Annotated in this window: 33 protein-coding genes and 2 pseudogenes; 31 read left to right on the top strand and 4 right to left on the bottom strand. The window is 38.5% G+C overall.

What is annotated here, in order from left to right:
• Positions 1-608 precede the first annotated feature (608 nt).
• A complete protein-coding gene (locus ACSAJE_RS02695; protein WP_458009616.1) occupies positions 609-1784 on the bottom strand; it encodes an IS91 family transposase in 1176 nt (391 codons plus the stop codon).
• Positions 1781-2629 carry a tyrosine-type recombinase/integrase gene (locus tag ACSAJE_RS02690; protein ID WP_458009615.1) on the bottom strand — a complete coding sequence of 283 codons (849 nt, stop codon included), beginning with the start codon at positions 2627-2629 and terminating at the stop codon, positions 1781-1783. The genes ACSAJE_RS02695 and ACSAJE_RS02690 overlap by 4 nt, the downstream gene beginning before the upstream one ends.
• Before the next feature lie 273 nt (positions 2630-2902).
• Between ACSAJE_RS02690 and ACSAJE_RS02685 the strand changes: the two are divergent.
• The 31 genes and pseudogenes from ACSAJE_RS02685 (at position 2903) to ACSAJE_RS02535 (ending at position 24628) form a co-directional block, all read left to right on the top strand.
• A pseudogene (locus ACSAJE_RS02685) lies at positions 2903-3535 on the top strand (GyrI-like domain-containing protein).
• A 43-nt stretch (positions 3536-3578) separates the two neighbouring features.
• Positions 3579-4013 (top strand): NUDIX hydrolase, encoded by a 435-nt coding sequence (locus ACSAJE_RS02680; RefSeq protein WP_458009614.1) that lies wholly within the window; start codon positions 3579-3581, stop codon positions 4011-4013.
• Between the two features lie 114 nt (positions 4014-4127).
• Positions 4128-4775 carry a CPBP family intramembrane glutamic endopeptidase gene (locus ACSAJE_RS02675; protein ID WP_458009613.1) on the top strand — a complete coding sequence of 216 codons (648 nt, stop codon included), beginning with the start codon at positions 4128-4130 and terminating at the stop codon, positions 4773-4775.
• A 486-nt stretch (positions 4776-5261) separates the two neighbouring features.
• Positions 5262-5594: a hypothetical protein gene (locus tag ACSAJE_RS02670; RefSeq protein ID WP_458009612.1), complete on the top strand. Its 333-nt coding sequence runs from the start codon at positions 5262-5264 to the stop codon at positions 5592-5594.
• A gap of 153 nt (positions 5595-5747) precedes the next feature.
• On the top strand, positions 5748-6194 hold the full coding sequence (locus ACSAJE_RS02665; protein ID WP_458009611.1) for a hypothetical protein: 447 nt from the start codon (positions 5748-5750) through the stop codon (positions 6192-6194).
• A 6-nt stretch (positions 6195-6200) separates the two neighbouring features.
• Positions 6201-6368, top strand: a complete 168-nt coding sequence (locus ACSAJE_RS02660; protein ID WP_458009610.1) for a hypothetical protein — start codon at positions 6201-6203, stop codon at positions 6366-6368.
• A gap of 60 nt (positions 6369-6428) precedes the next feature.
• Positions 6429-7265: an alpha/beta hydrolase fold domain-containing protein gene (locus ACSAJE_RS02655; RefSeq protein ID WP_182434253.1), complete on the top strand. Its 837-nt coding sequence runs from the start codon at positions 6429-6431 to the stop codon at positions 7263-7265.
• A 17-nt stretch (positions 7266-7282) separates the two neighbouring features.
• Positions 7283-7639, top strand: a complete 357-nt coding sequence (locus tag ACSAJE_RS02650; protein WP_118507799.1) for a hypothetical protein — start codon at positions 7283-7285, stop codon at positions 7637-7639.
• 54 nt (positions 7640-7693) lie between these two features.
• On the top strand, positions 7694-8116 hold the full coding sequence (locus ACSAJE_RS02645) for a GNAT family N-acetyltransferase (RefSeq protein ID WP_458009609.1): 423 nt from the start codon (positions 7694-7696) through the stop codon (positions 8114-8116).
• Between the two features lie 52 nt (positions 8117-8168).
• Positions 8169-8960, top strand: a complete 792-nt coding sequence (locus ACSAJE_RS02640; protein WP_458009608.1) for a class I SAM-dependent methyltransferase — start codon at positions 8169-8171, stop codon at positions 8958-8960.
• Between the two features lie 204 nt (positions 8961-9164).
• Entirely contained in the window at positions 9165-10283 is a 1119-nt protein-coding gene (locus ACSAJE_RS02635) for an IS110 family RNA-guided transposase (protein WP_458008882.1), read from the top strand.
• A 468-nt stretch (positions 10284-10751) separates the two neighbouring features.
• Entirely contained in the window at positions 10752-11204 is a 453-nt protein-coding gene (locus ACSAJE_RS02630) for a GNAT family N-acetyltransferase (RefSeq protein ID WP_458009607.1), read from the top strand.
• Positions 11205-11226: 22 nt separating this feature from the next.
• Complete coding sequence (locus ACSAJE_RS02625) at positions 11227-11652, top strand: N-acetyltransferase (protein ID WP_118691483.1); 426 nt, start codon at positions 11227-11229, stop codon at positions 11650-11652.
• Entirely contained in the window at positions 11637-11867 is a 231-nt protein-coding gene (locus tag ACSAJE_RS02620; protein WP_458009606.1) for a nucleotidyltransferase substrate binding protein, read from the top strand. The genes ACSAJE_RS02625 and ACSAJE_RS02620 overlap by 16 nt, the downstream gene beginning before the upstream one ends.
• Before the next feature lie 61 nt (positions 11868-11928).
• A complete protein-coding gene (locus ACSAJE_RS02615; RefSeq protein ID WP_118691482.1) occupies positions 11929-12474 on the top strand; it encodes an NUDIX domain-containing protein in 546 nt (181 codons plus the stop codon).
• Positions 12475-12540: 66 nt separating this feature from the next.
• Complete coding sequence (locus ACSAJE_RS02610; protein ID WP_458009605.1) at positions 12541-13461, top strand: helix-turn-helix transcriptional regulator; 921 nt, start codon at positions 12541-12543, stop codon at positions 13459-13461.
• 12 nt (positions 13462-13473) lie between these two features.
• Positions 13474-14100, top strand: coding sequence for an MmcQ/YjbR family DNA-binding protein (locus tag ACSAJE_RS02605; RefSeq protein ID WP_458009604.1), 627 nt, complete (start codon positions 13474-13476; stop codon positions 14098-14100).
• Positions 14101-14103: 3 nt separating this feature from the next.
• Positions 14104-14280, top strand: a pseudogene (locus ACSAJE_RS02600) (GyrI-like domain-containing protein); the annotation flags it as partial.
• Between the two features lie 234 nt (positions 14281-14514).
• Entirely contained in the window at positions 14515-15027 is a 513-nt protein-coding gene (locus ACSAJE_RS02595; RefSeq protein ID WP_458009603.1) for a type III toxin-antitoxin system ToxN/AbiQ family toxin, read from the top strand.
• 184 nt (positions 15028-15211) lie between these two features.
• On the top strand, positions 15212-15754 hold the full coding sequence (locus ACSAJE_RS02590; protein ID WP_458009602.1) for a hypothetical protein: 543 nt from the start codon (positions 15212-15214) through the stop codon (positions 15752-15754).
• A gap of 179 nt (positions 15755-15933) precedes the next feature.
• The gene (locus tag ACSAJE_RS02585; protein WP_458009601.1) at positions 15934-16431 is read left to right on the top strand and encodes an RNA polymerase sigma factor; all 498 of its coding nucleotides are present in this window, start codon (positions 15934-15936) and stop codon (positions 16429-16431) included.
• Between the two features lie 17 nt (positions 16432-16448).
• The gene (locus ACSAJE_RS02580) at positions 16449-17711 is read left to right on the top strand and encodes a hypothetical protein (protein WP_458009600.1); all 1263 of its coding nucleotides are present in this window, start codon (positions 16449-16451) and stop codon (positions 17709-17711) included.
• A gap of 382 nt (positions 17712-18093) precedes the next feature.
• Positions 18094-19308 (top strand): HD domain-containing phosphohydrolase, encoded by a 1215-nt coding sequence (locus tag ACSAJE_RS02575; protein ID WP_458009599.1) that lies wholly within the window; start codon positions 18094-18096, stop codon positions 19306-19308.
• 22 nt (positions 19309-19330) lie between these two features.
• On the top strand, positions 19331-19564 hold the full coding sequence (locus ACSAJE_RS02570) for a hypothetical protein (protein WP_458009598.1): 234 nt from the start codon (positions 19331-19333) through the stop codon (positions 19562-19564).
• Between the two features lie 34 nt (positions 19565-19598).
• A complete protein-coding gene (locus ACSAJE_RS02565) occupies positions 19599-20246 on the top strand; it encodes an esterase (RefSeq protein WP_458009597.1) in 648 nt (215 codons plus the stop codon).
• A 96-nt stretch (positions 20247-20342) separates the two neighbouring features.
• Complete coding sequence (locus ACSAJE_RS02560) at positions 20343-20567, top strand: Lar family restriction alleviation protein (RefSeq protein ID WP_022025045.1); 225 nt, start codon at positions 20343-20345, stop codon at positions 20565-20567.
• Positions 20568-20760: 193 nt separating this feature from the next.
• Positions 20761-21528, top strand: coding sequence for a GNAT family N-acetyltransferase (locus ACSAJE_RS02555; protein ID WP_118691490.1), 768 nt, complete (start codon positions 20761-20763; stop codon positions 21526-21528).
• Positions 21529-21585: 57 nt separating this feature from the next.
• Entirely contained in the window at positions 21586-22005 is a 420-nt protein-coding gene (locus ACSAJE_RS02550; protein WP_118691473.1) for a hypothetical protein, read from the top strand.
• A 50-nt stretch (positions 22006-22055) separates the two neighbouring features.
• Positions 22056-22361 (top strand): hypothetical protein, encoded by a 306-nt coding sequence (locus ACSAJE_RS02545; protein ID WP_118691472.1) that lies wholly within the window; start codon positions 22056-22058, stop codon positions 22359-22361.
• Positions 22352-22858 (top strand): GNAT family N-acetyltransferase, encoded by a 507-nt coding sequence (locus tag ACSAJE_RS02540; protein ID WP_118691471.1) that lies wholly within the window; start codon positions 22352-22354, stop codon positions 22856-22858. Before ACSAJE_RS02545 ends, ACSAJE_RS02540 begins: the two co-directional genes overlap by 10 nt.
• A gap of 45 nt (positions 22859-22903) precedes the next feature.
• Positions 22904-24628 (top strand): ABC transporter ATP-binding protein, encoded by a 1725-nt coding sequence (locus tag ACSAJE_RS02535; protein WP_118506412.1) that lies wholly within the window; start codon positions 22904-22906, stop codon positions 24626-24628.
• Between the two features lie 80 nt (positions 24629-24708).
• Here ACSAJE_RS02535 and ACSAJE_RS02530 read toward each other — a convergent pair whose 3' ends face one another.
• Both ACSAJE_RS02530 and ACSAJE_RS02525 read right to left on the bottom strand, forming a co-directional pair.
• Positions 24709-26055: a threonine/serine ThrE exporter family protein gene (locus ACSAJE_RS02530; RefSeq protein WP_458009596.1), complete on the bottom strand. Its 1347-nt coding sequence runs from the start codon at positions 26053-26055 to the stop codon at positions 24709-24711.
• Between the two features lie 63 nt (positions 26056-26118).
• Positions 26119-26916: a DUF4866 domain-containing protein gene (locus tag ACSAJE_RS02525; RefSeq protein ID WP_458009595.1), complete on the bottom strand. Its 798-nt coding sequence runs from the start codon at positions 26914-26916 to the stop codon at positions 26119-26121.
• Positions 26917-26941 lie beyond the last annotated feature (25 nt).

Genomic DNA, 26941 nt, shown 5'->3' with positions numbered 1-26941 from the left:
CGTTTTGCACCGACCGAAGCAGAGCGGAGACATTCAAACTTCAAAGATATAGAAAGCATAAGGAAGAGTGGCTGATTTGGCTGCTCTTTCAATCTTTTGCGCGAAGGCAAAGTGAAGATGCGTCGAGTTTGCTCGTAAGCATCTGAGCGCGCCCGCGAACCATGCATCTGTTTATAGGGAGATTTTGAAGGTGCATTGAGGAAGGTAATCTGTGTTATACCGGATGGTGTATGATAAGAGAGCGGGAAGGACGAAATATAATGTCCGAAGATTAGTTTCCTCAGTGGATGGGTGGAAAATAAGTGATTGTGGGAAAGATGAATGTGTGATAGAATATGTACAAATCGTTAAGGAAAGAATCGAATATGGTGCAAACGAAAAAACAGTCTTGAGATTTTCATTAACTGTCCTTTCGTTTGCATCAATTTCGATTTTTCCTGGTTGAACAAAGTGCGTCAACTCTATATGGACTTTTAATTCTGATACTCTACCTATGATAGTATAGCATGTACAGATAGAAACACATAGGATTTTTAATTCAGTCCTGTATTATGACACCAGAAATAAGCCTCCCTAAGGAAGCTAAAAAAATATACAGTTATGATACGTTAACAGAGCATATGTGGTTTTGGTTTTATAAAATGTTGTTCTGTAGGCAGAGGAATAATCTTACCACCACAGGAAGAACACTTGCATATATCTTTATTGTAAAGAAGACGGATAATGGCAGGTGCATCCATATCTTTCAGCTTGGAAATATATTTTTTGCAACCAAGGATGTTTCTGCATAGGGTAATCTTTTTCTTCTTATTTCTGGATGAAAGAAGACCATAGTGCCTAATACGTACAAAACGCTTTGGAGGAACATGCATTAAAAATCGACGGATAAATTCCTCGCCGGATATGCTGATCTCTTTCCAATGCCCTTGATTTTTGTAATCTTTAGCAGAAAATGTAACTGTAGATTCTGTCATGCCTTTGATACGGTAGTTGCTGATAGCAATCCGGTGGGTGTATTTTCCAAGATATCTGATAACAGATTCGGCACCATCAAATGGTTTCTTACAATAAGGAATCCATTCCTTTGCATAGCAGGTATTTAACAATTCCTTGAAAGTATAGTAGTTTTTGTAAGGAGCAGCTGATCCATGAAATTCAAGTCTGTCATTTTCCCAGAGCTGCTTAAGTTCAGCCATATATTTTCCACGAAACGTTTTGGAGATTGCCTTAATCGGAAGAAAAAAATCTTTCCCATTGTCTTTCCAATGATTTTTCACATCCAGTCCTCCACCAAGAACAATTGCATGGATATGAGGATGAAAATTCATGGTGCTTCCCCATGTATGGAGGATACAAATATAGCCGATATCAGTCCCAAGATACTTACTATCAGCAGCAAGTTCACTGAGAGTATCTGAAGCCGCATGATAAAGAGCAGTGTATAAGAATTTCTGGTTGCTGTAGATAATGGGATTAAGTTCTTCCGGAACTGTAAAAACCACATGGAAATAAGGAGCATCTAAGATATCCTCACGCCGTGCATCCACCCATTTTTCTTTTGGAAACTCCTGACACATAGGACAGCATCTGTCACGGCAGGAGTTATAGTGGACTGATATGCAACCGCAGTCCTCGCATACGCTTACATTCACACCAAAGGCACCGGTTTTGCAATTCATGATGTGGTAAGCGGCTTTTCTTTGAGCGGGAGAAATATCATGTGTGGATTCAAATGATGAATAAAAACGATGGAAAACATCCTGAATCGTGCAATCTTTACTCATGATTCACCACCTTTCGGGTTGTCGAATGGGCTGCGGATTCCAAGAAGTGTCTTGTTGCTCACATGAAGGTAAACATCTGTAGAGCGAGGATCAACATGTCCAAGAAGTGACTGGATATATTTTATATCCGTACCACTTTCGAATAAATGGCTGGCAAAACTATGACGGCATGCATGGGAAGAAACGCGACGGGTAATACCGGCAAGTTTGGCACTTTTCTTAAAGAACTGGTTAACACTGGCTATATCCAGATATCCACCGGTCCAGGAACTTGGGAAAAGGATATCTTTAGGACGCCCACACTTAAACCAATACTCTGTGAGAAGGTCAAGATTCTTTTGAGACAGAATCGTATATCTGTCAATTCTGCTTTTGGTTTCCCTAACATGAATCGTCATGTTGGTACGGGAAATGTCATCATAATGGAGATGAACAACCTCTGACACACGTAATCCGGAAGAATACATAGTTGCAATAATCGCTTTATGTTTCAGATTCGGAGTAGCGTCAATGATTGCATTTATTTCATCGCGGGACAGAACAGTAGGAAGATTTCGCTCTCTTTTCATAGCCGGAACAGTGTCATCATCCCAGACAATCTTCAGCACCTTTTTATATAAGAACTTGATTGCAGACCGATAGTGATTGTGAGTTTCAGGCGACCTGCCTTCCAGACGTTTGGCGGTAAGAAAACTTTCCGCATCTTCGAGTGTAAGATCAGAAACATTTTTTCCAATCCAACGAAGGAAGTAACTGACATCAGAGCAATACAGTTGAATAGTTCTTTCACGCAGGTTACGTTTTTCCGCTTCATTGCGGATGGATTCAAAAATATCTTTATACATAATAAAACCTCCAGAATAAGTAGTGTTAATAATTACATCTACCTATTTGGAGGTGCATGAGCGTCATAATTCCGATTGCGGAAGAGACTGGAAAATGTTATTCTTATCATAGGCAGTGGAGCTTTCTTAGTTCAGTTGTTTCGTGTGGTAACTTAACAATAACGGATTATGGAAAGTAATGCCACTGCTTTTTTAATAAAAATAAAACTGCGCCACAGCCTTGGCAGGCCATCGCGCAGCGATTTTGTTCAATCGGAATTTACGGAGGTAGCAATGGCTTTTGATTTTAAGAAAGAATACAAAGAATTTTATATGCCTAAAAATAAACCAGAGATTGTAATTGTTCCTAAAGCAAATTATATTGCAGTTAGAGGAAAAGGTGATCCAAATGACGAAGGTGGAGCATATCAGCAGGCAATAAGTGTGTTATATGCTGTTGCGTATACTCTGAAAATGAGTTATAAAACAGATTACAAAATCAAAGGATTTTTTGAATATGTAGTTCCACCACTTGAGGGTTTCTGGTGGCAAGAAAATACAGATGGTGTAGATTATACGGATAAGTCTACATTTAACTGGATTTCCGTTATACGATTGCCTGATTTCATAACGAAAGAAGATTTCGAATGAGCAGTTGAAACCGCGACAAATAAGAAAAAGTTGGATTGTTCATCGGCAGAGTTTATGACTATTGAGGAAGGTGTGTGTGTTCAGATTATGCATTTAGGAGCATTTGATGATGAACCTGCGACTGTTGCGCTTATGGATGCGTATTTAGAACAGAATGGATATGTTAATGATATGAATGCAGAAAGATTACACCATGAAATATATCTGTCTGATGCGAGAAAGGTTACTCCAGAGAAATGGAAAACGGTTATTAGACATCCTATAAAGAAATTGTAAATTTCCTTGTTGTTGAGACTTATTTGAATTTATGGAGGAGAAAATGCTGGAAGTTAATTTTTATGATGAGGTAGATGACAGTTTATTAAAATTTGCTGTAATTATTTCTAAGGCTGATGGAAAATGGGGGTTTTGTAAACATAAAGAAAGAGATACTTATGAAATACCGGGCGGGCATAGAGAAGAAGGAGAATTGATCCTAGACACTGCAAAGCGCGAACTAAGAGAAGAAACGGGAGCAATTGATTTTAATATTAAGCCTATTTGCGTATATTCTGTTAAAGGGAAGACTAGAGTAAATAAAAATGAAAACGATGAATCCTACGGAATGTTATATGTTGCGGATATTTTTTTGTTTGAAGAAATTCACAGTGAAATAGAAAAAATTATTTTTACAGATGAGTTAGTGGATGATTGGACCTATCCATTGATTCAGCCCAAATTGATAGAAGAGGCACAGAAAAGAGGTTTTTTATAAAATTCTGTTTTGTAACTGAGATGAGAGTTTGGTAAATCGTTGTTTGGCGATTTGGGAAATCCCGATAAACAAATTTTAGGGAACAGAAACTTTGAATTCGTGGGGCGATAATTAATGGAAAAAATAAAACTAAAATTGTATGAATGGATAATATTCTTCCTATTACTAATTTTCTTGATTGGTTATATGGGTTTATTTTCATTGATGTCTAATTACATATCAAAGACGATAATATATTTGGTAATATTATTTGCTTGGATTATGGTATTGGAAAAATATATAGTCAATGGAATTAAAAACTTTAAGAAGTATTATTTTAATGATGCTTTAAGCATAGTAATAGTAATTGTTTTGGTGTCAAGTTTATTGAACTTGATATTTGAGAAAATTGATAGCACTATACCAGTTGGCAATTCTCAATCAACAGATAGTATGTTAGCAATGTTGTTTTCGGCATTGATTTTTGCGCCCATAGTTGAAGAACTTGTAAATAGATGCGCTATGGGGTTGTTTTTAGAAAAGTTTATAAAAAATGATGTTGTGATTAATGTTGTTACAGCTATAATATTTGCTTTTTTACATTTGTTTAAAATGCATTTAAATATTTATGGTCTAATCTTTTACGGATTGGTGTATGGTATGCTGGGTTATAGTTGTGGATATTATTACAGAAAAACCAGTAATATTGTATTATCAATGCTTATTCATTTTATCTGGAACTTATGTATGTTTGCAGGTATCGTGTTGAGAAATATGTTATGAATGAAAACAAAGATAAATTGAGTTTGATGGATGGAGAACAACTTCCAATTTGCCAACTTTCCCTTTGAGAGAGGAGAAATCCTTTTCTCAAAGGGATTTTTTGATATTCGTAAACTACAAGACAAAGCTAAAACTTCATATACTCTAAGCACAAGGAGGCCCCGGTTTGACTATGAATAACATTTCTGATGATAGCTACTTTAGCAGGTCAAGGAAATTACCGCACCTTACGAAATGGTAGTGAGCGGCGAAATACATACGGTTGAGCTTACTTATGTAGGTCAGAATATCTCTGTTACCGAAACTTCCACATTATTCTATAACGAAAGACAGAAAGTTCAGGTAAGCCTTTCAAAGGCAAACATTATTGAACCAGTATCCGGTCACGGTAAAAAGAAATATAAATTCAAAATAACTCAAAAACTTGACTTTTAACATTGTCCAAGTTAAAATGAAACAAATTGAGTTAAAAGGAGAAGGAGAAATATGTTTACAAGCGTATTCGGGATTTCTATAAAATATGAAGCATGGAATCATCAGGATTCTTTGCCTGTTTATATTGCAGGGAGTTATGATTTTCATACAGCATATATTGGAAACAGACGCTGTATAATGCTTGCACCAACAGAAGAACTTGCCACACTTCCGGCATTGAAAAAACAAATTGTAAAAATACAGCAGATTGATAATGTGCCAGTCGTATTTGAACTTACAACGGTATCAAATTATCGAAGAAAAAGCCTTATAGAAAATAATATACCGTTTATTACTGATAAGCAGGTCTTTCTTCCTTTCATTGGGACAATGCTTTCTGATTAAAAAGAACCCCAAAAGCTGACGGGTAAGTTTGTTTACTCCACGCAGCAGTTGTTTTTATTTTATCTGTACAGTAAGAAAAAACGATTGTATATTTCAGAAGCCGGAAAAGTGCTTCCGTTTACAGCAATGACCTTGACCAGAGCAGTGAAGCAGTTGGAAACGACAGATTTGTTTCTTGTAGCAAAAGAAGGTGTCAATAAGTTTATTGAGTCAAAATATAAGCGAGATGAATTATTTGAAAAAGCAAAAGTATATTTGACGACTCCTGTTCGAAAAACAGGATATATAGATAAGACGCAAGTTACAGAAAATATGGTCTTTGCAGGGGAAACGGCACTTTCTGAAAAAACAATGCTAAATCCAAGCCGAGTTGTTACCTATGCAATTAGTGAGAAATATTATGATAAAGCCTTGCTGACTGATGAATTGATAGACCCGGATAAACAGGTCAGACTTGAATTATGGGCATACAACCCAAAACAATTTTCAGAGGATAACAGTGCTGATGATATTTCACTTGTTTTATCTTTTACAGATACAAATGATGAAAGAATTGAAGAAGCAGTAGATGAATTGCAGGAAAGAAGGTTGCAGGAGTAATGGTTAGTGGATTTACAAAATTTAAGGAAAGATTTATACTATGAATTGTTAAAAACTGGACAAATGATGGTTGATGGCATTCCGGTATTAAGTCCGACTTGCCTGATTCCATTTAAGGCGAAAGCATGGCTGGATTTAAAGGAACGCAAGTTGAATGGAGAGCGTGCTATATAATGAGTGAAAACAATAAGAAATATAGTGTTGCATAGATAAATGAATGATAAAGGAGAAAAAATGAAGAAGGAAATAGAAGTTAAATTTGATGATTTGGAATGGTTGTATTCTCAGAATTGGGAATATTTTGATTATGGGAATTGCAAGCGCCATTTACAGGTTATCATGCCATATAGGAGAAAAGGACTTGAAAAGAAATATCCTGTTATTTTTTATGTTTCAGGAGCTGCATGGCACAAGCAGGAACTGTATAATGATATTCCGAAACTGGCGGAGTTGGCGAAACAGGGAGTTGCTATTGTGTCAATTGAGGTTCGTGAGTCTGATATTGCAATTTTTCCGGCGCAGGTAGAGGATATCAAAAATGCAATGGAGTGTGTTGCAAGCAAGATATCAGAATTCGATCTTCCCTTTGACATGAATGAAGCATATCTTATGGGACATTCTTCAGGTGGTCATTTGGCTATGATGGCAGTACTACACAATGCTTGTGGAATGATTGAAATTCCAGATGTTAAAGGAGTAATTTTGGAGAGTGCATCATCTGATATTTTGATTTGTTCTAGTGAGCCATTGCCATCGTGGATGTCGGTTCGACCATCAACAGTTCTCCTTGGTGTTGATAGTATTGAGGGAAATGAAGGAATTGCATATAAGGCATCTTGTGTGTCTTTAATTGCCGAAGATATAATAATACCACCTGTATTGATATTTCATTGCACAAATGATCCTGTTGTTTCCGTAGAAAATAGTAGAACATTATTTGAAAAATTAGAAGAGACAAATCACAGTGTGGAATATTATGAGATAAAGGATGTGGACGAACACGGAGGGAATATATATTTTTCAAAAACTATTTTGTCAATTATACAAGATTTTATAAGGAAGACTATATAAAAGTCGGGAGGATAGTTATGGGTGCTACAATTGTTTATTTGGTGATTTCATTATTGGTTTCACTTGTATTTATTATACTTGGCATAAGTCAGTATAGGGCTGAAAAACCAGTAGCAATAAACACGGGGGAGAAACCACCTCGTGAAGATGAACTGACGAGTGTTGCTGAATGGAACCATAGACATGGCAGAAATTTTATTATTTTGGGTTGTGTACTTTTTATTACACTATCGGTTCTTGGATATTTTATTGAAAAGCTGGATAGTATTTTGCTTCAGGTGATTATTGCTATGCTAGCTTTATTTATCGAGATAGGGTGGGTTGAGTTTGAACATAATGTAATGAAAAAGAAATTGCTTAAAAAGGAGAACTAGATAACCTCCAGTTTATCTGGGAGTTGCTATTATTCAATACAGGAGAGGATAACGATGTTTATAAAGCTTTACGATGAGATACCAAAGGAAGCAAAGACAATACGGGAAGCAGTGTTCATCAAGGAACAGGGATTTAAAGATGAATTTGATGAGATAGATGATGTTGCTAAACATGTGTTGCTTTTTGAAGGAGACATTCCGGTAGGAACTTGCAGATTCTTTTTTTCAGAAGAGAGGAACTGCTATGTTATCGGTAGAATTGTGGTTCGCAAAGAATTTCGTGGGAAGCGATATGGCGAAAAGGTGCTGCAGGGCGCAGAAAAAGCAGTTAGAGATCTTGGAGGCAAAGTGGTAGAATTGTCTGCGCAATGTCGTGTAGCAGGTTTTTATAATAAACAGGGCTATACGGGGTTGAATGATATTCATATGGATGAATATTGTCCGCATACATGGATGCGTAAAAATTTAGCAGTATAATAAAATCAAAATGTTACAACAAAGTTAGATTTTATATAGGAGGCGAAATATCATGGAAATAACTAATAAAAATATTGATCATGGGAAAGCATTTGACTGGGGAAAATCTTCTGAAGATTATGCAAAGTACCGTGATATTTATCCCAAAGAATTTTATGCAAAATTAGCGGAATTATCGCTAGGAGTAAAGGGACAAAATGTACTGGATCTAGGAACAGGAACGGGTGTGATTCCAAGAAATATGTATTCCTACGGCGCAAAATGGACAGGGGCAGATATCTCAGAAAATCAGATTATGTATGCGGAGAAACTCAGCAAAAGTGCGGGGATGGACATCGATTATATTGTTGCATCAGCGGAAGCTGTTGATTATCCTGACAGAACATTTGATGTGATCACAGCGTGTCAATGTTTTATGTATTTTGACAAATCGATTGTCTTGCCTAAATTTCATCAGATGCTAAAGGATCATGGTCATTTTGCAATTTTGTTTATGGCATGGCTGCCTGAAGAGAGTGAGATTGCCAAGACAAGCGAAGATCTTGTTTTGAAATATAACCCTGCATGGACTGGTGGAAGAGTGACAAGATATGAATTACAAGAGCCACCTTGGTGTGAAGGTATGTTTAAGGCTGCAAATATGCTAACATATGAATTGCCGGTACAGTTTACAAGAGAATCATGGCATGGAAGGATGAAAGCATGTCGAGGCATTGGAGCGAGTGGACTGAAGGAAAGTGAGATTCAGAAATGGGAGCAGGAGCATTGGGAATATATGCAATCACTGCCGGAGAAATTTGATGTATTGCATTATGTTACTATTCTGGATTTGGAAAAGATATAGAAGGTTGTGCAAAAAGAAAAATTTGATCGTATGGAACAGCAAAAAATTACGAAAGGATTGGATGCTAAAATTGCGTTGATCCTTTTGCAGAATAGACAATATGTAATGACCTCCACTTTGTAACTTCGTGGATTTACCTGTATACTAATGATTGTCAAAAGCAAATAGTAACAGGGATTACCGCATACAAAGGGAGGTCATCAAATGAATTATAACACAGTTTACGTAGGAATGGATGTTCACAAGGAAAGTTTTTCACTTTGTGCTTACACAATTGAAGCCGAAAAGGCTTCTCACTACCAGAGGACAGAAGCTGATTACAAAAAAGTTCTGAACTATCTGGAGTTTCTTAGAACCATCTACGGAGACGATGCTAACTTCATATGTGGTTATGAGGCTGGCTGCTTCGGTTATACTTTGTATCACCAATTAACGGCGAACAATGTAAAATGCATTATTCTCGCTCCTACTACAATGCTTGAACAGCGTAGTAAAAAGCGTATAAAAACAGACAGACGTGATGCTGAAATCATTGCCAAATGTCTTGCACAGCATAACTACAGCCCTGTTCATATCCCAACTGCAAAGGATGAAGAAACAAAAGAATTCCTGCGCATGAGGGACGATCACAAACTAGCACTGAAAAAAGTGAAGCAGCAGATTCTTGCGTTCTGTTTACGCCATAACTATCGCTATGACGGAAAAAGTCATTGGACAGCAGCTCATCTTAAATGGCTTAAGGCCTTAACTCCTGAGGCTCTGTACAAGGAGATCCTCGACGAATACCTGCTGACATACCAGACACTATCAGACAAGATTGAACGATTGGATAAGCGTATTGAGGAGCTTGCAACACAGGATGAATACAAGGAAGCAGTGAAAAAGCTTTGCTGCTTCATCGGTGTGAAGACACATACTGCACTTTCTGTTCTGGTTGAAGTCGGTGATTTCAAGCGCTTTGCTTCTGCCCAGCACTTTGCTTCTTACCTCGGTCTTGTACCTGGTGAAGATTCCAGCGGCGATGATCAGAACAGACTAGGAATTACCAAAGCAGGAAACAGGCATGTACGGCTACTCCTAACAGAAGCGTCACAATGCTATGCAAGAGGACAGGTTGGTTTCAAATCCAAAGAACTGAAGTCCCGTCAGTCAGGGAATACACCTGCAGTCATCGCTTATGCTGACAAAGCTAACGAGCGTCTAAGACGCCGATACTACAAGATGGTGCTTAATAAGTATAAGAAACATAATGTAGCCAAAACAGCAATCGCAAGGGAACTTGCATGCTTCATGTGGGGCATGATGACAGATAACATTGCCTGACGTGGGGATAACATCGTGCTGCTACTGTCAAGACCAAGCCGCCTATGGCGGTGCTTGCGCAGCCTTGACATCATCATCCCGCTGTTATGGTGGGTAATTAAGCAGATGTAAGATGGCTTACGCCACATACATCTGGCCAATACAAAGTAACAACTGAAGACATCTTGAAAGGGCTTCGGCCATTTCAAGGTTCGAGCTATCTACGATTCAACTATGTCGGTACAGATAGATCTGTGATCCACGCTTTTAGACGGTAGAGCTCACGGCGGACCATTGACCTGTAGGTAACCAATCCACGTATATCAGAGTGGCCAAGGCCGAGAACTGATACTCCGAGGCTCTTTCTGGGTGCCTTCAGCAACAATTAAATAAAGTTTGTGGTGATTTCTGTTAATTTGTACTTGACAAGAGGTCATTACATATCAGTTGATCATATAATGCCATATTTTTGTGGGAGGGAATGGAATAATGAAGATAGAGTATAGAAGACTTACAGAAAAAGAGATTACTACTTTTATTGGTATGAGAATACAGCAGCTTAGGGAAGAAGGTGCTAAAGAAGAAATAAATTTGGTACCTGCATTGAGAGAGTATTATATGCGTCATATGGCAGATGGTACATTTGTATCTTGGCTGGCTTGGGATGGAGAAAATATAATTGGAACTAGTGGAATGTCATTTGTGGAAAAACCGCCATATTTTGGATGCCCTAGTGGGAAAATGGGCTTATTGTCTAGTATGTATACGAATCCGAAATATAGAAGAATGGGGATTGCAAGGAAACTACTATCTCGTGTTATAAATGATGCTAGAGAGTATGGATGTGGCACTATACAAATTACGGCATCAGACATGGGTGTTAAATTGTATGCAGATTTTGGATTTGTACATAATGGTAATTTCATGCAATATAAACTATAGCATTTGAGGGAGAGCAATATTTATGATCAGAAAATTGCAGAAGGCAGACTTAAATGATGTCGCATATTTGTGGTTAGACACCAATCTGAAAGCGCATAATTTTATCTCTGCTGAATACTGGAACACGAATTTTGAATTCGTGAAAGAAATGTTACCACAGGCGGAAGTCTATGTATATGAAAATGATAAAAAGATACAAGGCTTTATAGGTCTGAATGGCGAATATATAGAAGGAATTTTTGTTGCGGTTGAAATGCAGTCGAGGGGCATAGGTAAACTTTTGTTAGATTATGCAAAGGATCGAAAATCGAAATTACTCTTAAAGGTATACCAAAAGAATACACGGGCAGTGCGCTTTTACCAAAGAGAGGGGTTTGAGATTCAGAGCGAAGGTTTGGATGACGATACCGATGAAAAAGATTATGCGATGATATGGCAGCAGAAATAGATGCTCTACAGCTTGGGTATAAAATTGGATTTATCAATGATTCTCAGGTATGGCTGCTTATGTTAAAAAAACGCAATACCTCCGTTTATATTTATAATGAAGATGAAGTGGATGAAATGATTGTGTTGATACATGACAGTTTTATTCCGGCTTTTACAGCTCTCAAAGATATACTGCTGAAGAAGTTGGAAGAGGTTGAAAGCGATTGGATGTAAGATAAACGCAAGGCATGCCGTGGTATGTCCTGCGTTTATGATATACATTGGAGGTGACTGTATGCACACAAAAATAAACATTGATTTACAGGATACAGAGTGGGAATTGGACTATATTGATCATGATAGAAATATTGCAAGAGCAATTGTTTATGATGAAAGTGGACAATTTTACTTTGTAAGAGCGCAGAGGGATGATGATTTTGGGAAAGCAACACTGATAGAAACGGCTGGTGGCGGTGTTGAGGACGGGGAAGATCTGTTGACTGCGATACAGAGAGAACTCAAAGAAGAATTAGGCGTGACGGTAACAATAATTTGCAAAATTGGAGTTGTCAGTGATTATTATAATTTGATTCATAGACATAATATCAATAATTATTTTTTGTGTAAAGTGGAGTCGTTTGGCGATAAAAATCTGACCGAAGATGAGATTAACAGTTTTCATTTATCGACGCTGAAATTATCATACGAAGAGGCGGTGAAAGAGTATAAAGACAGGGCAAATACCAAAATAGGAAAGCTTGTAGCAAATAGAGAATTACCGGTTTTATATCGGGTAAAGGAAATATTGCGAGGCGAAAATAGTGTGAATAACAGGAAATAATATAGGAAACATGACATACAGCTGTCATGTTTCTTATGCTAATATGCATTTTGTAAAGGAGTAACGATGAAGATAGATAGGCAATTAGGAATTTTATCCATATTATTGCAGAAGGAATCTGTTACAGCACCTTATTTGTCAGAAATGTTTGAGGTGTCCAGACGAACCATAAACAGGGATATTGAAGATTTATGTAAGGCTGGTATACCGATTGTGACCAGACAAGGAGCAAACGGAGGAATTTCAATTATTGATGGATACAAAATTGATAAAACAATGCTGACTCATGATGAAATGCAGGATATTCTTGCCGGTTTGCGAAGCCTGGATAGTGTAAATGGGACGAACAGATATGGGCAGTTGATGGAAAAATTATCCATAGGATCTTCTGATTTTTTAGTGGGGAATCAATCGGTGTTGATCGACCTCTCTTCATGGTACAAAGATTCTCTTGCTCCGAAGATAGAAGTGATAAGAAAGGCAATAGAGCAGCACCGGGAATTAGAGTTCTTTTATTATGCTCCGGGGGGTGAATCTCAGCGTGTCATTGAGCCTTGTTATCTTATCTTTCGATGGTCAAGCTGGTATGTATGGGGATGGTGTAAAAGCAGAGAAGATTTTCGTCTTTTTAAATTAAATCGTATGGACAAAGTGCATCTGTCCGGGCATGTTTTTTCCGATAGAACAGCACCTTTACCGGATTTGAGAGACGAAAGAATCTTCACTGGTGGAATTAAGGTAAAAGCTTTGTTTGAGGTGGATTGTAAATGGAGACTGGTAGAAGAATTTGGACCACATTGTTTTCAAGAACAAAAAGATGGAACGCTTCTATTTCAGGCAGACTATACAAATCAAGACAATTTGCTTACCTGGTTATTATCTTTTAGGGATAAGGTGGAACTGTTGGAACCGAAAGAAATAAGAGAACAATTATGCCAAAGTATTTTGCAGATGAAGAAAAAATATGACAATGTGGCGGATGGCTGAGGAGGAATGTGAATGGAATCAAGATGTGGTATTTTGTGTAGCAGATGCAATTGGAAACAGACTGAAAAATGTAAGGGTTGTGCTAATATTGACAATCCTTTCTGGGGAGCATGTCCGGTAAAAAGTTGTTGTGAGGGTAAAAAATTAGAACATTGTGGAGAATGTAAGGAATTTCCATGCACACAATTAGAAGAGTTTGCTTATGATGAAAAAGAAGGTGACTGCGGAGTGCGACTGGATCAGTGTAAAATCTGGTCTGCATTAACAAAGATGAGATATGCTTGGATTGACGACTTCCTTATGAAGAAAGCTGGTGTGACCAAGCTGCCACCGCAGTGGAACTGGATCCGATATGCGGTAGGAGAAAAAATGTTTGCAGCGGTGTGTCTGGGAGAAAATAATCAACCATATTATATAACTGTGAAGTTAGAACCAACTGAGGGAAGTTTTTTGCGTCAGCAGTACGATGATATTATACCGGGCTATTACATGAACAAGCAGCACTGGAATTCTATCAATCCTAACGGTGAGGTCGAAGACGATTTGCTAAAGGATTTGTTAGATAAATCGTATAATCTCGTGCTTGGGGGCTTCAGTAAAAGGAAACAAAAAGAGATTTTAGAAAGTGGGGATCAATAAATGGCATTTGATAATGAACCCGAAACGGTGGCAATGATGGACAAGTATCTTGAGGAGAGCGGTTATGTGAATGATTTCACTGGTAAACGGCGACATCATGAAATTTATTTGTCAGACCCAAGGAAAACGGCACCGGAAAAATGTAAAACGGTTATTAGGCATCCGATAAGGAAACTGTAAATTTATATTTTTATATTGATTTTTATTAAATAATTGCATATAATATAAATGAGCAAGAACACTTGCTTGATTTAAGTGCGTTGCTACTTTGAGTGCAAACCTTTAATTTAAGTGCTTCACTACTTTGAATGTGAACCTTTAATTTAAGTGCTTCGCAGCTTAAAATGCGAATCGTTAATTTCGGGGAGATAAGATTCTTATCTCCCTGTTTTTCTATACTACGGAGGATAAAATATGGATTTTTATCGAATAAATGAGGAATACAATCAGTATCTCCAGAAATATGAAAAAGAAAATAGAGGGGTTACAAAGGTTCCTAATATTAGGTATACTGATCGCAATAAATTTGCATTTGGCGCAGTTATGCAGGTTCATGGTATGAACTATTATGTATCTGTATCCTCTTTTGACAAGAAACAGGAAGCTAATATTTTGATTCGTGTACCAGGAGATGAAAAAGAGATCAAAGGATCTTTGCGATTCAATTATATGATTCCTGTGCCAGAAGAGTGTATTGAAAAACTAGTTATCAAAAATGTGCAAGATAAAAAATATCGGTTGTTATTGAATAAGGAATATCAGTTTTGTGTGGACAATGCTGAGCGTATCAGGAAAAAAGCAAATAAAATATATGAAATGGTTACAACAAATAGAAAACAGAAATTAACTGACAACAGTTGTGCTTTTAGCATTTTGGAACAGGGATATCAAGAATATGTTGAGAATATTTTGAAAAAGAAATCCTAATATGCTTAGTTGTTAAAAAAATAATACATAAAAGAGAAGTTATATTTTTGCGTCAAATGTTAGGAATAGCCATAACTGTTGATTGTTATAGTCGTTCTGGTCAAGAATATTTCATAGAAAAATAATCTAGATACAAAGTTAATATAATTGCTTTTAATTTTGGAAGACGAAGGAGGAAAAGTAAATGACTTTTGCAAATGAGATAACAATATCGGATGTTACTTCTACTGTTTCTATTATATTAGTAATTTTAGGGGGGATATTTGGATATTATCAATGGAGAAAGAGTGTTTTGTTAAAAAGAGCAGGCTATATTAATGATTTAATTGAAAAAATTAGGACAGATGAATACATAAAAGATGTAGTTTATATGTTTGATTATAATAAAAAATGGTATTATGAGTCATTTCACCAAAGCGGAGAACTAGAATTAAAAGTAGATAAAACTTTATCATATTTTTCGTATATTTGTTATTTGAAAAGACAAAAAATTATAACTGATAAAGAGTTTGATTTTTTTAAATATGAAGTTGAGAGAATATTAATGAATCAGCAAGTACAAGATTATTTTTATAATTTATATCATTTTTCTAAAAAATTTAAAACGCCATTTACCTTTAAATATTTATTTGAATATGGGGAAAAAGGAAAAATGTTTGATGATGATTTCTATGATAAAAGTGCGTATGAAAAAAGCAAAAAATATCATCGATATCTAAATTTTTGACAATAAAAATCAACGCTTCATATGACATAGAGGATAAACAATTTTTTCACCTATTTAATATTTTTTCTTTCTTCTACCAGAGATCTTTGCACCCATTTAACAATTAGAATCGTGTATTATATAGAAAATGATCATTTTCTATCAAACGAAGAAATAGAACAGGAGGGGGTATTTGCCATATGATAAAAACTTATGCAGGAATACCGTATGAAGAGATTGTAAGACGATATGCAGATGATATAACCCGGTTGTGCGTTGTTTGGACGCAAAATGAAGAGGCTGCGAAGGATTGCTTTCAAAATACTTTTCTCAAATTGTATATGACAAAGAAAAGTTTTCGAGAGGAAGAACATATCAAGGCATGGCTTTTCAAGGTTGCTAGAAATGAATGTAGAGATTACCATAAGCAGTTTTGGAATCGCAATGTTGATATAGGATATGACCCAAAGCAATATGAGAGACAGCGTGTATTGCAAGTGGATGATCCAGACACAGAGCAGCTTGTAAAGGCATTGCGGAGCTTATCATTTAAATATCGTGAAGTGTTGGTGTTGTACTATTATGAGGCATATAACACCAGCGAAATTGCAAAGCTTCTAAATGTCAGTGTGAATACAGTCAAATCAAGACTACGGAGAGGAAAAGAGAAACTAGCTGATATATTAAAAGAGGACTAGAGGATTGGAGGATTATTATGGATTTGAAAAAATTAGATTATATTACAGCACCAGAGGAATGGATAGAGGATATTTTGGAAAAATCCTCAAAAACATCACCAAGTAAAGCATTTTGGAGAAAATATGGTTCGATTGCAGCGATGATTGGATTTTTTCTGCTTTGCTCCACTTCAGTAACAGTTGCAGCAATGAAATCTACAGCTTTTCAGACATGGCTTGAGAATATTTTTGGAAGTGGCAATGTGAAAGAGGTTGTATTGACTACGCCAACAGCCTTGCCAACCGCAGATGTGAGGGCTAGGGACAATACGGTTCCTTTCCAAGAAAATACGATGGTTGCAGGGGAGAAAGAAAGCTTTGTCTGTGAGTATCATTTTGTGGGCGATGAGGAACAGATCGATCAGGTATATACGGTTGTTTCGGATGGCTTAAAGAAGATGACACCTTCCGCATTTGAAGGAGAGTATAATGGCACAAAATTTGGTTTCCAATATGTCATTAGCGGAAATGAAATATACGCTTTTAATTATACCGGTGGCATGTCAGAAGTGTTTTTTTACTATGATAAGGATACAGTATATGGGGCAAGAACGGATGGAGATAAAAAAGAATATTTGCTGAAGATTAATTTATCTCAAAATACGGTAGAGAAAATATCGAACGATCATATGTTGTGTAACTTTGTGATGTCACCTTCCGGGACAAAGTTGTTGTGCAACCATAGGGGTGATGCGTACTGGTCTGTTTTTGATGTCAAAACACATACGGAGAAAAAGATTGACACGGCATTGGTTAATGGATACGCAAGAACATCCGATATCGAATTTTTGGATGAAAATCATATTTTAACTTACGGAGAATCGGTTTTTATGGGGGAAGATGATAATTACGAAACTTATTGTGTTAATCTTGACACCTTGAAGATCGAAAAGAAATATAATGGCACAGGTGAGATTAATATGAAGTGGGATTATCGTTATGATAAAAAGACGAAAACCCTGAAATTTTTGGATTTGGTAAATGGCACTTCGGTGACGATACCAGATGTTTCCACTACAGGACAGCTTGTAGCTGCTAAGGGGGATTATGTCATATTTGGAGATATTGATATGGAGGATGATACCTTCTATCTCGTAAATCTTTCCAAGAAAAGCTGGAAAAAAATTGATATTCCAAAAGAGTTTAGAAAGAATATGGAAATGCATATTGTGAATACGCAGAAAAAGATTTTAATCACAAATTCTAAAAAAGCATATTTGGTAGATGTGTCTTCGCTGTAAAGAGCGGCAACAACACGATTCTTCAGGCAAAAAAAGAAGCAAAACGCTGGTTTTGCTCTGCAAGAATTGTAAAAGCAATTCTTGGTGGCATAACACCACATTATGAGTAGTTTCCTATTCAAAAAAAAGATTGCAATGTCTGTCATCATAGACATTGCAATCTTTTTGGAAGAGTGTGATGATTTTTTATCAATAAGAGGCAAATCTTGTTTCGTGGACACAGCATGTGAATGGTATAGAATAAATTTAGAAGTTTTGATTGCAGAGATAGTCGCGTTTGGTGTAATATGATAAGTGAAGGGGGAATGAATTTTATGCAAATTGCAAACTCTGATATGATGAGAAATTTGTAGAAAGATGTACATAGAGAGGAAAAATGATTATGACTTTAGATGTTTTGGGATTATTGGCAGCTTGTTCCTATGCACTGGACTGCGTGGAAGCAGAACTGGTTCATGTGACGAACAATCACTCAAAACGAGTGGCTTATATGAGTGTTTGCATTGCAAAACAGATGGGAATACAAGAGGAAAGCCTACAAGATTTGGCAGTGTGCGCATTATTGCACGATAACGCATTGACGCAGTATATCCAGGAAGAACTTCATAATGATATTTCGCAAATTGCCGTAACGCAAGAGGTACCAAAGTTGGGAGCACATTGCATTTGGGGTGAAAAGAATGTCGCAGAACTTCCGTTTCACACAGATGTTTCCGATGTGATCTTATACCATCACGAAAATGCTGATGGCAGTGGTCCGTTTGGAAAAAAATGGGATGAAATTCCTCTTTTCTCGCGTATTATTCATTTGTGCGATTTGCTGGATATCGCCTGTCGCACTAAAAAATTTGCGGAAGGTACATGGAAGGTGGCAGAGCAGTTTGTTCAAAACTCAACAGGAACAATGTTTGATCGGGAATGCAGTGATGCATTTTTGCGTGCATTTTCAGAGGAGCAGTTTTTATCACTTGATAGGGAGACTTTCGAGGACCAGTTGTGGAAGATGGTTCCTCGGATAAAACAGGATCTTGATTTTTCGCAGATCAAAGCACTTGCTGTGTTTTTTGCTCGGATCGTAGACTACAAATCGCCATTTACCAGTACGCACTCTATAGGTGTCGCTGAAGATGCGGAAAAACTGTCACGCCACATGGGATTTGATGAGGAAACTGTGCAGAAAATGTATCTTGCGGGGGCATTGCATGATATTGGAAAAGTAGCCATTGGAAATGAAATTTTGGAAAAGCCGGGAAAATTGACAGATGAAGAATTTAAGGCTATGAAGCATCATGCGGCGTATACTTACTACATCCTGTCCGATATTGATGACTTTGAAGAGATTCGTGATTGGGCGGCTTTCCATCATGAACGGATGGATGGCACGGGATATCCTTTTGGAAGGTCGGCGGCTGAGTTGAACACGCAGGAGCGCATCATGGCTTGTGTGGATATTTATCAAGCCTTGACGGAAAGTCGTCCGTACAAACAGGGCATGACACATGAAAAGGCAAGCGGTATCTTGTGGGATATGGTGAAAAAAGGATGGATCGATGGAGATATTGTCAGAGAGGTTGATTCTTGCTTTGTCACCATTTAATTTATAGGGAGGAACAAAAATTATGGAGAAAGATGTATTGGAAAAATACAAGATGAATAGCAGGGCGGAAGCTGTCGCATTTTTGAAAAGTCTATGGAACGAGACACCACAGCCTTGCCCATTATGTAATGGCAAATTGGACTTTGTTCATAAAAAAGCCAAGAAGAATAACAGTGATTGGAAATGCACTGGTTGTGGGGAACGCTATGATGCCATCAAATTGTTGAACTTATTAAATGAGGGTTTTGGTCGGTAAGATTTGATTTTGCCTATAGGGAGATGGATTTGCAATGCAGGAAAAAGAGATAGATGGGAAGGCGATTTGGAGTTATGGGAATCCGGAGGCTGAGAAGGTCTTGATACAGCTTGTTGGAGAGCATGAAATATCTGGAATTGAGCAGGAGTTTCATGCAATTCAAGACAGAACTTCAGAAGAATTTTATATGATTGCCTGGAGGGTGAATAACTGGAACGATGAGTTATCTCCTTGGAAAGCACCACCGGCATTTGGAGAAGAAGGATTTGGCGATGGTGCATCAGAGCTTTTAGAAAAAATATTGGAGTATTGTTCTGATAAGAGCAAGACATACTATTTGGGCGGGTATTCGCTTGCCGGATTATTTGCTCTGTGGGCATCTTGCCAGACGGACCGTTTTGTGGGAATTGCAGCAGCCTCACCGTCAGTATGGTTTCCAGACTTTTTGGAATATATGCAAGAAAATAGGATACAAAGCCGTTTGATCTATTTAAGCCTTGGCAACAAAGAGGAAAAGACTAGAAATTTAATGATGTCTACGGTCGGAGATTGCATCAGAAAGCTATATGCGTGGTTGCAGGAATGTGACATCACATGTATTCTGGAGTGGAATCCGGGGAATCATTTTCGTGAATCGGAAATTAGGACAGCTAAGGCGTTTGCCTGGTTGTTGGAAAAATAATAACTAAAATATAGTAGAATCTGTACGATAGCGCAAAACTATGGTAAAATCGGTGGAGGGAGCATCCCTAAATTATAACAAGAAATGAGGATTATTATGAACATTGAAGATATGTTAGAGATTAATGACTGCCCGTTATGCGACGGTGGAGCACTTTTGGAAGAGGAATGTGGCTGCGGCTATTATGTGATGTGCCTTGAATGTGGCTGTCATTCTGTTACGATTGATTTTCACTCGGAGGAAGAGCGGCTGGAAGCAGCGAAAAGAACGGTTATGCTTTGGAATACCGGCAAGGTGATATCAAGTAGTCCGGGAGAATGATCTCAACATGGTTGATATTCGTTTTTAATCTTTAATAGCAAGGCAGGAATACGAAGCGCACTTGGATTTTGAAGAGACAGGATTGTTTGCTTTATATTCTGCCTGCAGGCAAGCAGGACTAAAATGCTGTTAGATGCGCTGGCTGACATCTGCTGAGAGCGCTGGAGGAGGAAATAATGAAAAAGGAGAACTGATGACAAATCAACATATTATGTCCATTGCTATGCGGCAATCGGCATTAGATCTTAATGCTGATATTTCTGACTTTACCAAAGAGGAAAATGTATTTGTAAAGTCAGGGTTAGGGGCTTTGGCAAGAAAATATTATAGCGAACCAATAGCATGCAATTTGGTTTCCTACGGAAGTAATATTGTGGCATCTGTAAAAGAGGAATACAAAGAAATGGTAAAAGAGTATTTGAGTAAGTTTGAATTTTATCATTGCTTTGAAACGCCCAATATGCATTGGCTGGATGAAAGAATGAGAGAACAGGGACAAAGAGTCTGCTTCATGGCAGAATATTTTTTGCCGGATGTCAATTCCCTCAAAAGATTATCATGCCAATATGAACTTAAAGTGCTTACGCAGAAAGACTTTGACAGTTTATATTTGCCTATATGGAGTAATGCTTTGTGTGATGCGAGAAAAGAGCTGGATGTTCTTGGTGTTGGCGCATATGATAATGGAAAATTGATCGGACTTGCCGGTTGTTCGGCAGATTGTGACGATATGTGGCAGATTGGAGTTGATGTATTACCGGAATATCGCAGAAAGGGGATAGCATCTGCGCTAACCAGTAATTTAGCAGTTGAGATTATAGAGCGTGGAAAAGTGCCATTTTACTGTTGTGCATGGTCTAATATCAGATCTGCAAAAAATGCGATACGAAGCGGTTTCATGCCTGCTTGGGTGGAAATGACGGTCAAACCTGCCAGTATGGTGGCTGAGATGAATCAGTAAAGTCCATGCAAATTAAATATGAAATATCGTTCAGTTAATTGATATGGAGGAAAAGAAATGACAGGAGACAGAATCATAAGTGCTCTGATTGGATTGGTGGGGGCAGTGTCGAACAATGGAAAAACCGAACAGACAGATGTAGTGGTTCGGGAGGCTCTTTTACACCGAAATGATCCGACAATGGAAGAGTCACTGGTACAGAAAATCCACGAGTTAAAGAATGTTATCGCACCGGATTGTGCGACTTGCAAAATGCCCTGTGGAAACACATCCGACTATGATATGACACAGTTTTATAGTGCGGATGAGAGTGTACTTGCAGCCAAAAAGGAGCTGCTGGAGACGATTTGTACTGTCCTAACAAATAATGAGCAGGTCACAGATAACATTTACCGAGGGATCGCATATCTGGGATATCCGGTGACACCGGAAGACTGCGAAAGAATCCGTGAGGGGATCATAGAACAGTATGCTTAAGCGAGGATGCTTCTAGGAAATATTTGAGTAAAAGAATAGCGAGGATCATTATGCGATATTTACCGATTTTAGAGGAACTTTGTTCGTCAGATAGTATTTTATTTATGGTAGCAGGGATTATAGTTGCATTAGTTATTAGCGTGAAATTTTGTGATATAAAAAGAAATTTGCTGGGATTGATCGGAAGTTTTGTAGTATATGCAATTTGCGAGGTGCTATCTAATTTTTATACAAATTATATGCTGGAGATTGCATTGCTTTTTGTTGGTACATTGGCGTTGGGGGCTTTTATCGGATTCACGATAGGACTTATTGTGACGATTGTTTCGGGAAAGGGACTCTTACTATGGAAATAAGAACAGCCTCTTTGCAGGATTTAGAAGATATTGCAGCCGTAGAAGCAGCATGTTTTCCGGTGGCGGAAGCAGCGACGAAGGCAGAATTTGCAGAACGGATCCAACATTACGGAGATCATTTTTTGCTGTTGTATGATAAGCAAAAGCTGATTGCGTTTGTGGATGGTTTTGTTACAGACGAGCAGAATTTAACGGACGAAATGTATGAAAAAGCGTCTTTACACAACGAGAATGGTGCGTGGCAGATGATTTTTGGCGTAAATACACTTCCGGAATATCGAAGAAATGGGTATGCGGGACGGTTGCTTCGCTGTGCCATTGATACTGCGAGAAAGCAGGGGAGAAAGGGCGTTGTACTTACTTGTAAAGAAAAGTTAATTCATTACTATTCCGGGTTTGGATTTGTAAATGAGGGGATATCAACAGATTCTACTCACGGCAATGCAGTATGGTATCAAATGAGATTGACATTTATAACAGGGAATGACAAATTTTAACACATTTGTTATACTAACGGTATTGTTAGGAGGTAAGAATTTGTCATGCATACATTAAAAAAATTTATACCGTATTATTCACCATACAAAGCAGTGTTCGTTCTGGATCTGATCTGCGCAGCGATGATCAGTCTGATCGATCTGGCATATCCACAGATCTTGCGGACTATGACGAAAACAGTCTTTGCCGGAAAGTCATCAGCAATTTTGCAAGTTTTGCTGCCAATTGGTGTCGCAATGCTTATCATGTATATCGTTCAGGCGTTGTGCAAATATTATGTCAGTTATCAGGGGCATATGATGGGTGCCAATATGGAACGGGATATGCGCCAACAACTTTTTGACCATTATGAAAAATTATCTTTTTCGTATTACGATCAGAACAATTCCGGACAGATGATGAGCAAATTAGTATCGGATCTGTTTGATATTTCAGAGATGGCACATCATGGACCGGAAAATTTATTCATATCATTGATAAAAATTATCGGTTCGTTTGTATTTTTGTTTGTGATCAATCGCTGGCTTGCCATTCCGCTGTTGGTACTTGTGTTTTTTATGATTCTATTTTCCTATAGCCAAAACCGCAGAATGCAGGCAACCTTTATGGATAACCGACAAAAGATCGGAGATATCAATTCCAGTCTTCAAGATACCTTAGCGGGGATTCGGGTCGTGCAGTCTTTTGCAAATGAGGAGATAGAGCGAGACAAGTTTCGACACAGTAACGAGAACTTTTTGCACTCCAAAGACGCCAACTATCGTTGCATGGGAAGCTTTATGAGTGGTAATTTGTTTTTTCAGGGACTTATGTATCTGGTTACGCTTGTGTTTGGCGGATGGTTGATTGCCAAGGGACAGATGGAGACAGCGGATCTGGCAATGTATGCGCTGTACATTGGAATCTTTATCAGTCCGATCCAAATACTGGTAGAGCTGACGGAAATGATGCAGAAAGGCTTGTCGGGATTTCGTCGATTTTTAGCAGTTGTAGAAACGGAACCGGACATAGTCGATGCAGAGGATGCTAAGCCGTTAGAAAATGTGAAAGGAACAGTTGAGTATAAAGATGTATCTTTTCATTACAGCGATGATGATACACTTGTCTTGTCCGATGTTTCCTTTCGGATTGACGCTGGAAAATCTATAGCGTTGGTAGGACCGTCCGGAAGCGGAAAGACGACGATCTGTTCATTGCTTCCAAGATTTTACGATGTGACCGGAGGAAGCATTCGGATCGACGGCAAGGATATTCGCAGTCTGTCGCTAGAAAGCCTTCGCAACAATATTGGTCTTGTGCAGCAGGATGTGTATCTGTTTTGTGGGTCGATAAAGGATAATATTTCCTATGGCAAGCCGGGTGCCTCTATCGAAGAGATCATCGATGCAGCCAAGAAAGCGAATATTCATGATTTTATCATGTCCTTGCCGGATGGATACGATAGTTATGTGGGAGAGCGTGGAACCCGTTTGTCGGGAGGTCAGAAGCAGCGTATCTCAATTGCACGGGTATTTCTCAAAAATCCGCCGATCTTAATTCTTGATGAGGCAACCAGTGCCTTAGATAACGAAAGTGAGCGCTGGATTCAACATAGTTTGGAAGAACTGGCCAAAAACAGGACAACCATAACCATTGCACATCGCCTATCGACAATCCGAAATGCGGATGAGATTTTGGTGGTTGCAGATACCGGTATTGCGGAACGGGGTACCCACGAGGAACTTTTGGCGGCAAATGGGATTTATGCACACTATAATGAAATGGCATAAAAAGGCAAAGCCAGCGCAAGGCGTTATGCTGTTTTGTTTGATGAGAAGAAATAACAGTTGCCAAAGCGCCCGATAACAAATCAGGTGCAGTACCGAAATGTTTTGTCGGTCATGATTCGTGCGAAGATCAACCCCAGCGGTAGCGCAAGTATGATCAAAAGTGCAGCGGCAAGCCAAGAAGCGGCAGAATATAAATTCATCGTACCGAGATTATAGAATCCTTTGTATAAATAGAGTCCCGGTACCATGATCACGATAGAAGGGACCGTTATCGATATTCTTGGATATCCGGCAACTCCTTTTACCGTAGAGGCGAAGATGCCTGCAACAAAAGCACCGGCAAAGGCAGCAACGGCAGGTGGAAAGGATGCAAGATCGATCAGTTCCAATCGAAACGTGTTGGATACAGCACCGATAACTCCTGCCGCGGCTGCCAGCCTAATTGGGCCGTTAAAGAGAATGGAGAATCCGAATACGCCGCCAAAGCTGGCGAGCAGACGCAATATGATCCATTGCCACAGTGCAAATTTAAGTGGCAGAAATGGCATCGGTTTTAATCCAAGAACCATTGCTAAGATCCATGCTGTCATGGTCGCAACAGTGATAATGATCAGCGAATACATCAGGCGTTCCATTCCGGAACGCATATCTAATTTTGCTAAGTCGATACCGCTTGTGATAAACGGAAATCCCGGGATAATAAATAACATAGAACAGATATATCCGGCTTCGTGCTGAACATTAACTGTAAAAAACAACTGCAGTAATCTAAGCAGAACGGTATAGCTTAAACAAGCTGCTGATACAGAAGAAATGATTCCTAAAAACAGAGTCAAATGATGTTTCGTCATTTTGCATCGGATATAATTGCCGATACCTGCACCGATAAAAGCGCATAACATTTCAATGACTCCGCCGCCTAATAAAAAGGTAAAGGATCCACAGGCGAGTGCAGCGGCAAGCGCTAAAGCACCTGGAGAATATAATCCGTGTATTTTTTCAATTTCATCTAATGTCGAGTGGATCATTTCACAGCTTTTCGTAATCTCCTGGTTGGCAAAGCCGGACACCAGTTTTTCCAAGCGGTTTAGCTGTGAAGTATTTACACTGGTGTTCGTCAGACACAGTGATTGGCTAAAACTTTGCTCCCCGTCAAAACAAGTATAATTGATCGACATTAATCCAATATCAACCGTACAAGTCATATTCATTAACTCGGAAAGTTCATTCATGGAACTACGAACACGCCATGCCCCGGTTCCACAGGAAAGCATCATAATCCCGACGCGTCCGACAACAGAAGCCTTGGCTGGAAGAGAAGCCTCTGTGATCGGTGTTGGATCTGTCTTGTCAGCATATTCATGCCATAAAATATCCATATGATTTTTCTTGATGTTTGCGCCTGTAATCGCTGTTTTCATAATCATCTTACATCCCTCTCTGCAACCGTTGACTGTACTCACACGGGCAAGTTTTTGTGCATCGCGGTATTATAAATCCAAACTGTCTGCTCCGGCGGTTCGGATCATTTCTTCGCGACAGGACAACACGAGTCCGTCGATCACGCCAATATGTCGAAGCATTTTGGATTCAAATTGCTTGATTGGGAGAAGCACGCCGAGTTCATCAAAAGTTTTGCCGGATCTGCTTCCGGTTTCCTGACCGTAAAAAACAATGGCAGAGTAAGCTTCCTGCTGGATTTTATGAAAAGTTGTCCAAATGACATCGTATGCCTGCGCTTCGGACAGATGTAACTTTTTCGTATCCGGTAACGCATACAGTAGGAGAATACCGCGTTCTTTATTTTCGTGTTTTTCTTTGATGTCCATGTCGGATGTGTAATATCGAACGAGATCATAGCCGTCAGCCAAATATAATTTCGAGCGTGGGGCTGCATCGTGAGCATGGTAAATTTCTTGGAATTTTTTATATTCATGTTTTGATACGAGATTCTTTTTGTCCGCTAACAGTTTGCCATCTGCATCTGTTAGTAAAATCGGGTTTTCACCGGCTTTGCCATGAAAGCGTTTTGGGATCAGATATGCTTCTTTGAGCAGATCAAACATGGAGCGGTGGCATAACTCCAACAAAAGCGCACTAACATCACCATTTTTGTATGCATTCAAAAGCACCTCTGCAAAATGATGAGAATCCGGGTCGACATATCTGTTTTCATCATCTAAATGGTCGTAAAAAGTATCAAGAAGTCTTTCACAGCAGTCATCTGAAGAAAGAATCCTTGAAAAAATCTTTTCGACTTCCTCTTCTCTCGGTAATACTAATGCCATAAGATCATCTCCATTATATGTTGTT

The sequence above is a fragment of the Jutongia sp. SJQ-6 genome (assembly GCF_054161275.1).
Note: the sequence above shows the minus strand (reverse complement) of the source record. Positions and strands in the feature narration are given on the sequence as shown.

Excerpts from the sequence above, each read along its gene's own strand:
- ACSAJE_RS02695 (WP_458009616.1), bottom strand. The coding sequence starts at position 1,784 with ATGAGTAAAGATTGCACGATTCAGGATGTTTTCCATCGTTTTTATTCA.
- ACSAJE_RS02690 (WP_458009615.1), bottom strand. The coding sequence starts at position 2,629 with ATGTATAAAGATATTTTTGAATCCATCCGCAATGAAGCGGAAAAACGT.
- ACSAJE_RS02680 (WP_458009614.1), top strand. The coding sequence starts at position 3,579 with ATGCTGGAAGTTAATTTTTATGATGAGGTAGATGACAGTTTATTAAAA.
- ACSAJE_RS02675 (WP_458009613.1), top strand. The coding sequence starts at position 4,128 with ATGGAAAAAATAAAACTAAAATTGTATGAATGGATAATATTCTTCCTA.
- ACSAJE_RS02670 (WP_458009612.1), top strand. The coding sequence starts at position 5,262 with ATGTTTACAAGCGTATTCGGGATTTCTATAAAATATGAAGCATGGAAT.
- ACSAJE_RS02655 (WP_182434253.1), top strand. The coding sequence starts at position 6,429 with ATGAAGAAGGAAATAGAAGTTAAATTTGATGATTTGGAATGGTTGTAT.
- ACSAJE_RS02650 (WP_118507799.1), top strand. The coding sequence starts at position 7,283 with ATGGGTGCTACAATTGTTTATTTGGTGATTTCATTATTGGTTTCACTT.
- ACSAJE_RS02645 (WP_458009609.1), top strand. The coding sequence starts at position 7,694 with ATGTTTATAAAGCTTTACGATGAGATACCAAAGGAAGCAAAGACAATA.
- ACSAJE_RS02640 (WP_458009608.1), top strand. The coding sequence starts at position 8,169 with ATGGAAATAACTAATAAAAATATTGATCATGGGAAAGCATTTGACTGG.
- ACSAJE_RS02635 (WP_458008882.1), top strand. The coding sequence starts at position 9,165 with ATGAATTATAACACAGTTTACGTAGGAATGGATGTTCACAAGGAAAGT.
- ACSAJE_RS02630 (WP_458009607.1), top strand. The coding sequence starts at position 10,752 with ATGAAGATAGAGTATAGAAGACTTACAGAAAAAGAGATTACTACTTTT.
- ACSAJE_RS02625 (WP_118691483.1), top strand. The coding sequence starts at position 11,227 with ATGATCAGAAAATTGCAGAAGGCAGACTTAAATGATGTCGCATATTTG.
- ACSAJE_RS02620 (WP_458009606.1), top strand. The coding sequence starts at position 11,637 with ATGGCAGCAGAAATAGATGCTCTACAGCTTGGGTATAAAATTGGATTT.
- ACSAJE_RS02615 (WP_118691482.1), top strand. The coding sequence starts at position 11,929 with ATGCACACAAAAATAAACATTGATTTACAGGATACAGAGTGGGAATTG.
- ACSAJE_RS02610 (WP_458009605.1), top strand. The coding sequence starts at position 12,541 with ATGAAGATAGATAGGCAATTAGGAATTTTATCCATATTATTGCAGAAG.
- ACSAJE_RS02605 (WP_458009604.1), top strand. The coding sequence starts at position 13,474 with ATGGAATCAAGATGTGGTATTTTGTGTAGCAGATGCAATTGGAAACAG.
- ACSAJE_RS02595 (WP_458009603.1), top strand. The coding sequence starts at position 14,515 with ATGGATTTTTATCGAATAAATGAGGAATACAATCAGTATCTCCAGAAA.
- ACSAJE_RS02590 (WP_458009602.1), top strand. The coding sequence starts at position 15,212 with ATGACTTTTGCAAATGAGATAACAATATCGGATGTTACTTCTACTGTT.
- ACSAJE_RS02585 (WP_458009601.1), top strand. The coding sequence starts at position 15,934 with ATGATAAAAACTTATGCAGGAATACCGTATGAAGAGATTGTAAGACGA.
- ACSAJE_RS02580 (WP_458009600.1), top strand. The coding sequence starts at position 16,449 with ATGGATTTGAAAAAATTAGATTATATTACAGCACCAGAGGAATGGATA.
- ACSAJE_RS02575 (WP_458009599.1), top strand. The coding sequence starts at position 18,094 with ATGACTTTAGATGTTTTGGGATTATTGGCAGCTTGTTCCTATGCACTG.
- ACSAJE_RS02570 (WP_458009598.1), top strand. The coding sequence starts at position 19,331 with ATGGAGAAAGATGTATTGGAAAAATACAAGATGAATAGCAGGGCGGAA.
- ACSAJE_RS02565 (WP_458009597.1), top strand. The coding sequence starts at position 19,599 with ATGCAGGAAAAAGAGATAGATGGGAAGGCGATTTGGAGTTATGGGAAT.
- ACSAJE_RS02560 (WP_022025045.1), top strand. The coding sequence starts at position 20,343 with ATGAACATTGAAGATATGTTAGAGATTAATGACTGCCCGTTATGCGAC.
- ACSAJE_RS02555 (WP_118691490.1), top strand. The coding sequence starts at position 20,761 with ATGACAAATCAACATATTATGTCCATTGCTATGCGGCAATCGGCATTA.
- ACSAJE_RS02550 (WP_118691473.1), top strand. The coding sequence starts at position 21,586 with ATGACAGGAGACAGAATCATAAGTGCTCTGATTGGATTGGTGGGGGCA.
- ACSAJE_RS02545 (WP_118691472.1), top strand. The coding sequence starts at position 22,056 with ATGCGATATTTACCGATTTTAGAGGAACTTTGTTCGTCAGATAGTATT.
- ACSAJE_RS02540 (WP_118691471.1), top strand. The coding sequence starts at position 22,352 with ATGGAAATAAGAACAGCCTCTTTGCAGGATTTAGAAGATATTGCAGCC.
- ACSAJE_RS02535 (WP_118506412.1), top strand. The coding sequence starts at position 22,904 with ATGCATACATTAAAAAAATTTATACCGTATTATTCACCATACAAAGCA.
- ACSAJE_RS02530 (WP_458009596.1), bottom strand. The coding sequence starts at position 26,055 with ATGATTATGAAAACAGCGATTACAGGCGCAAACATCAAGAAAAATCAT.
- ACSAJE_RS02525 (WP_458009595.1), bottom strand. The coding sequence starts at position 26,916 with ATGGCATTAGTATTACCGAGAGAAGAGGAAGTCGAAAAGATTTTTTCA.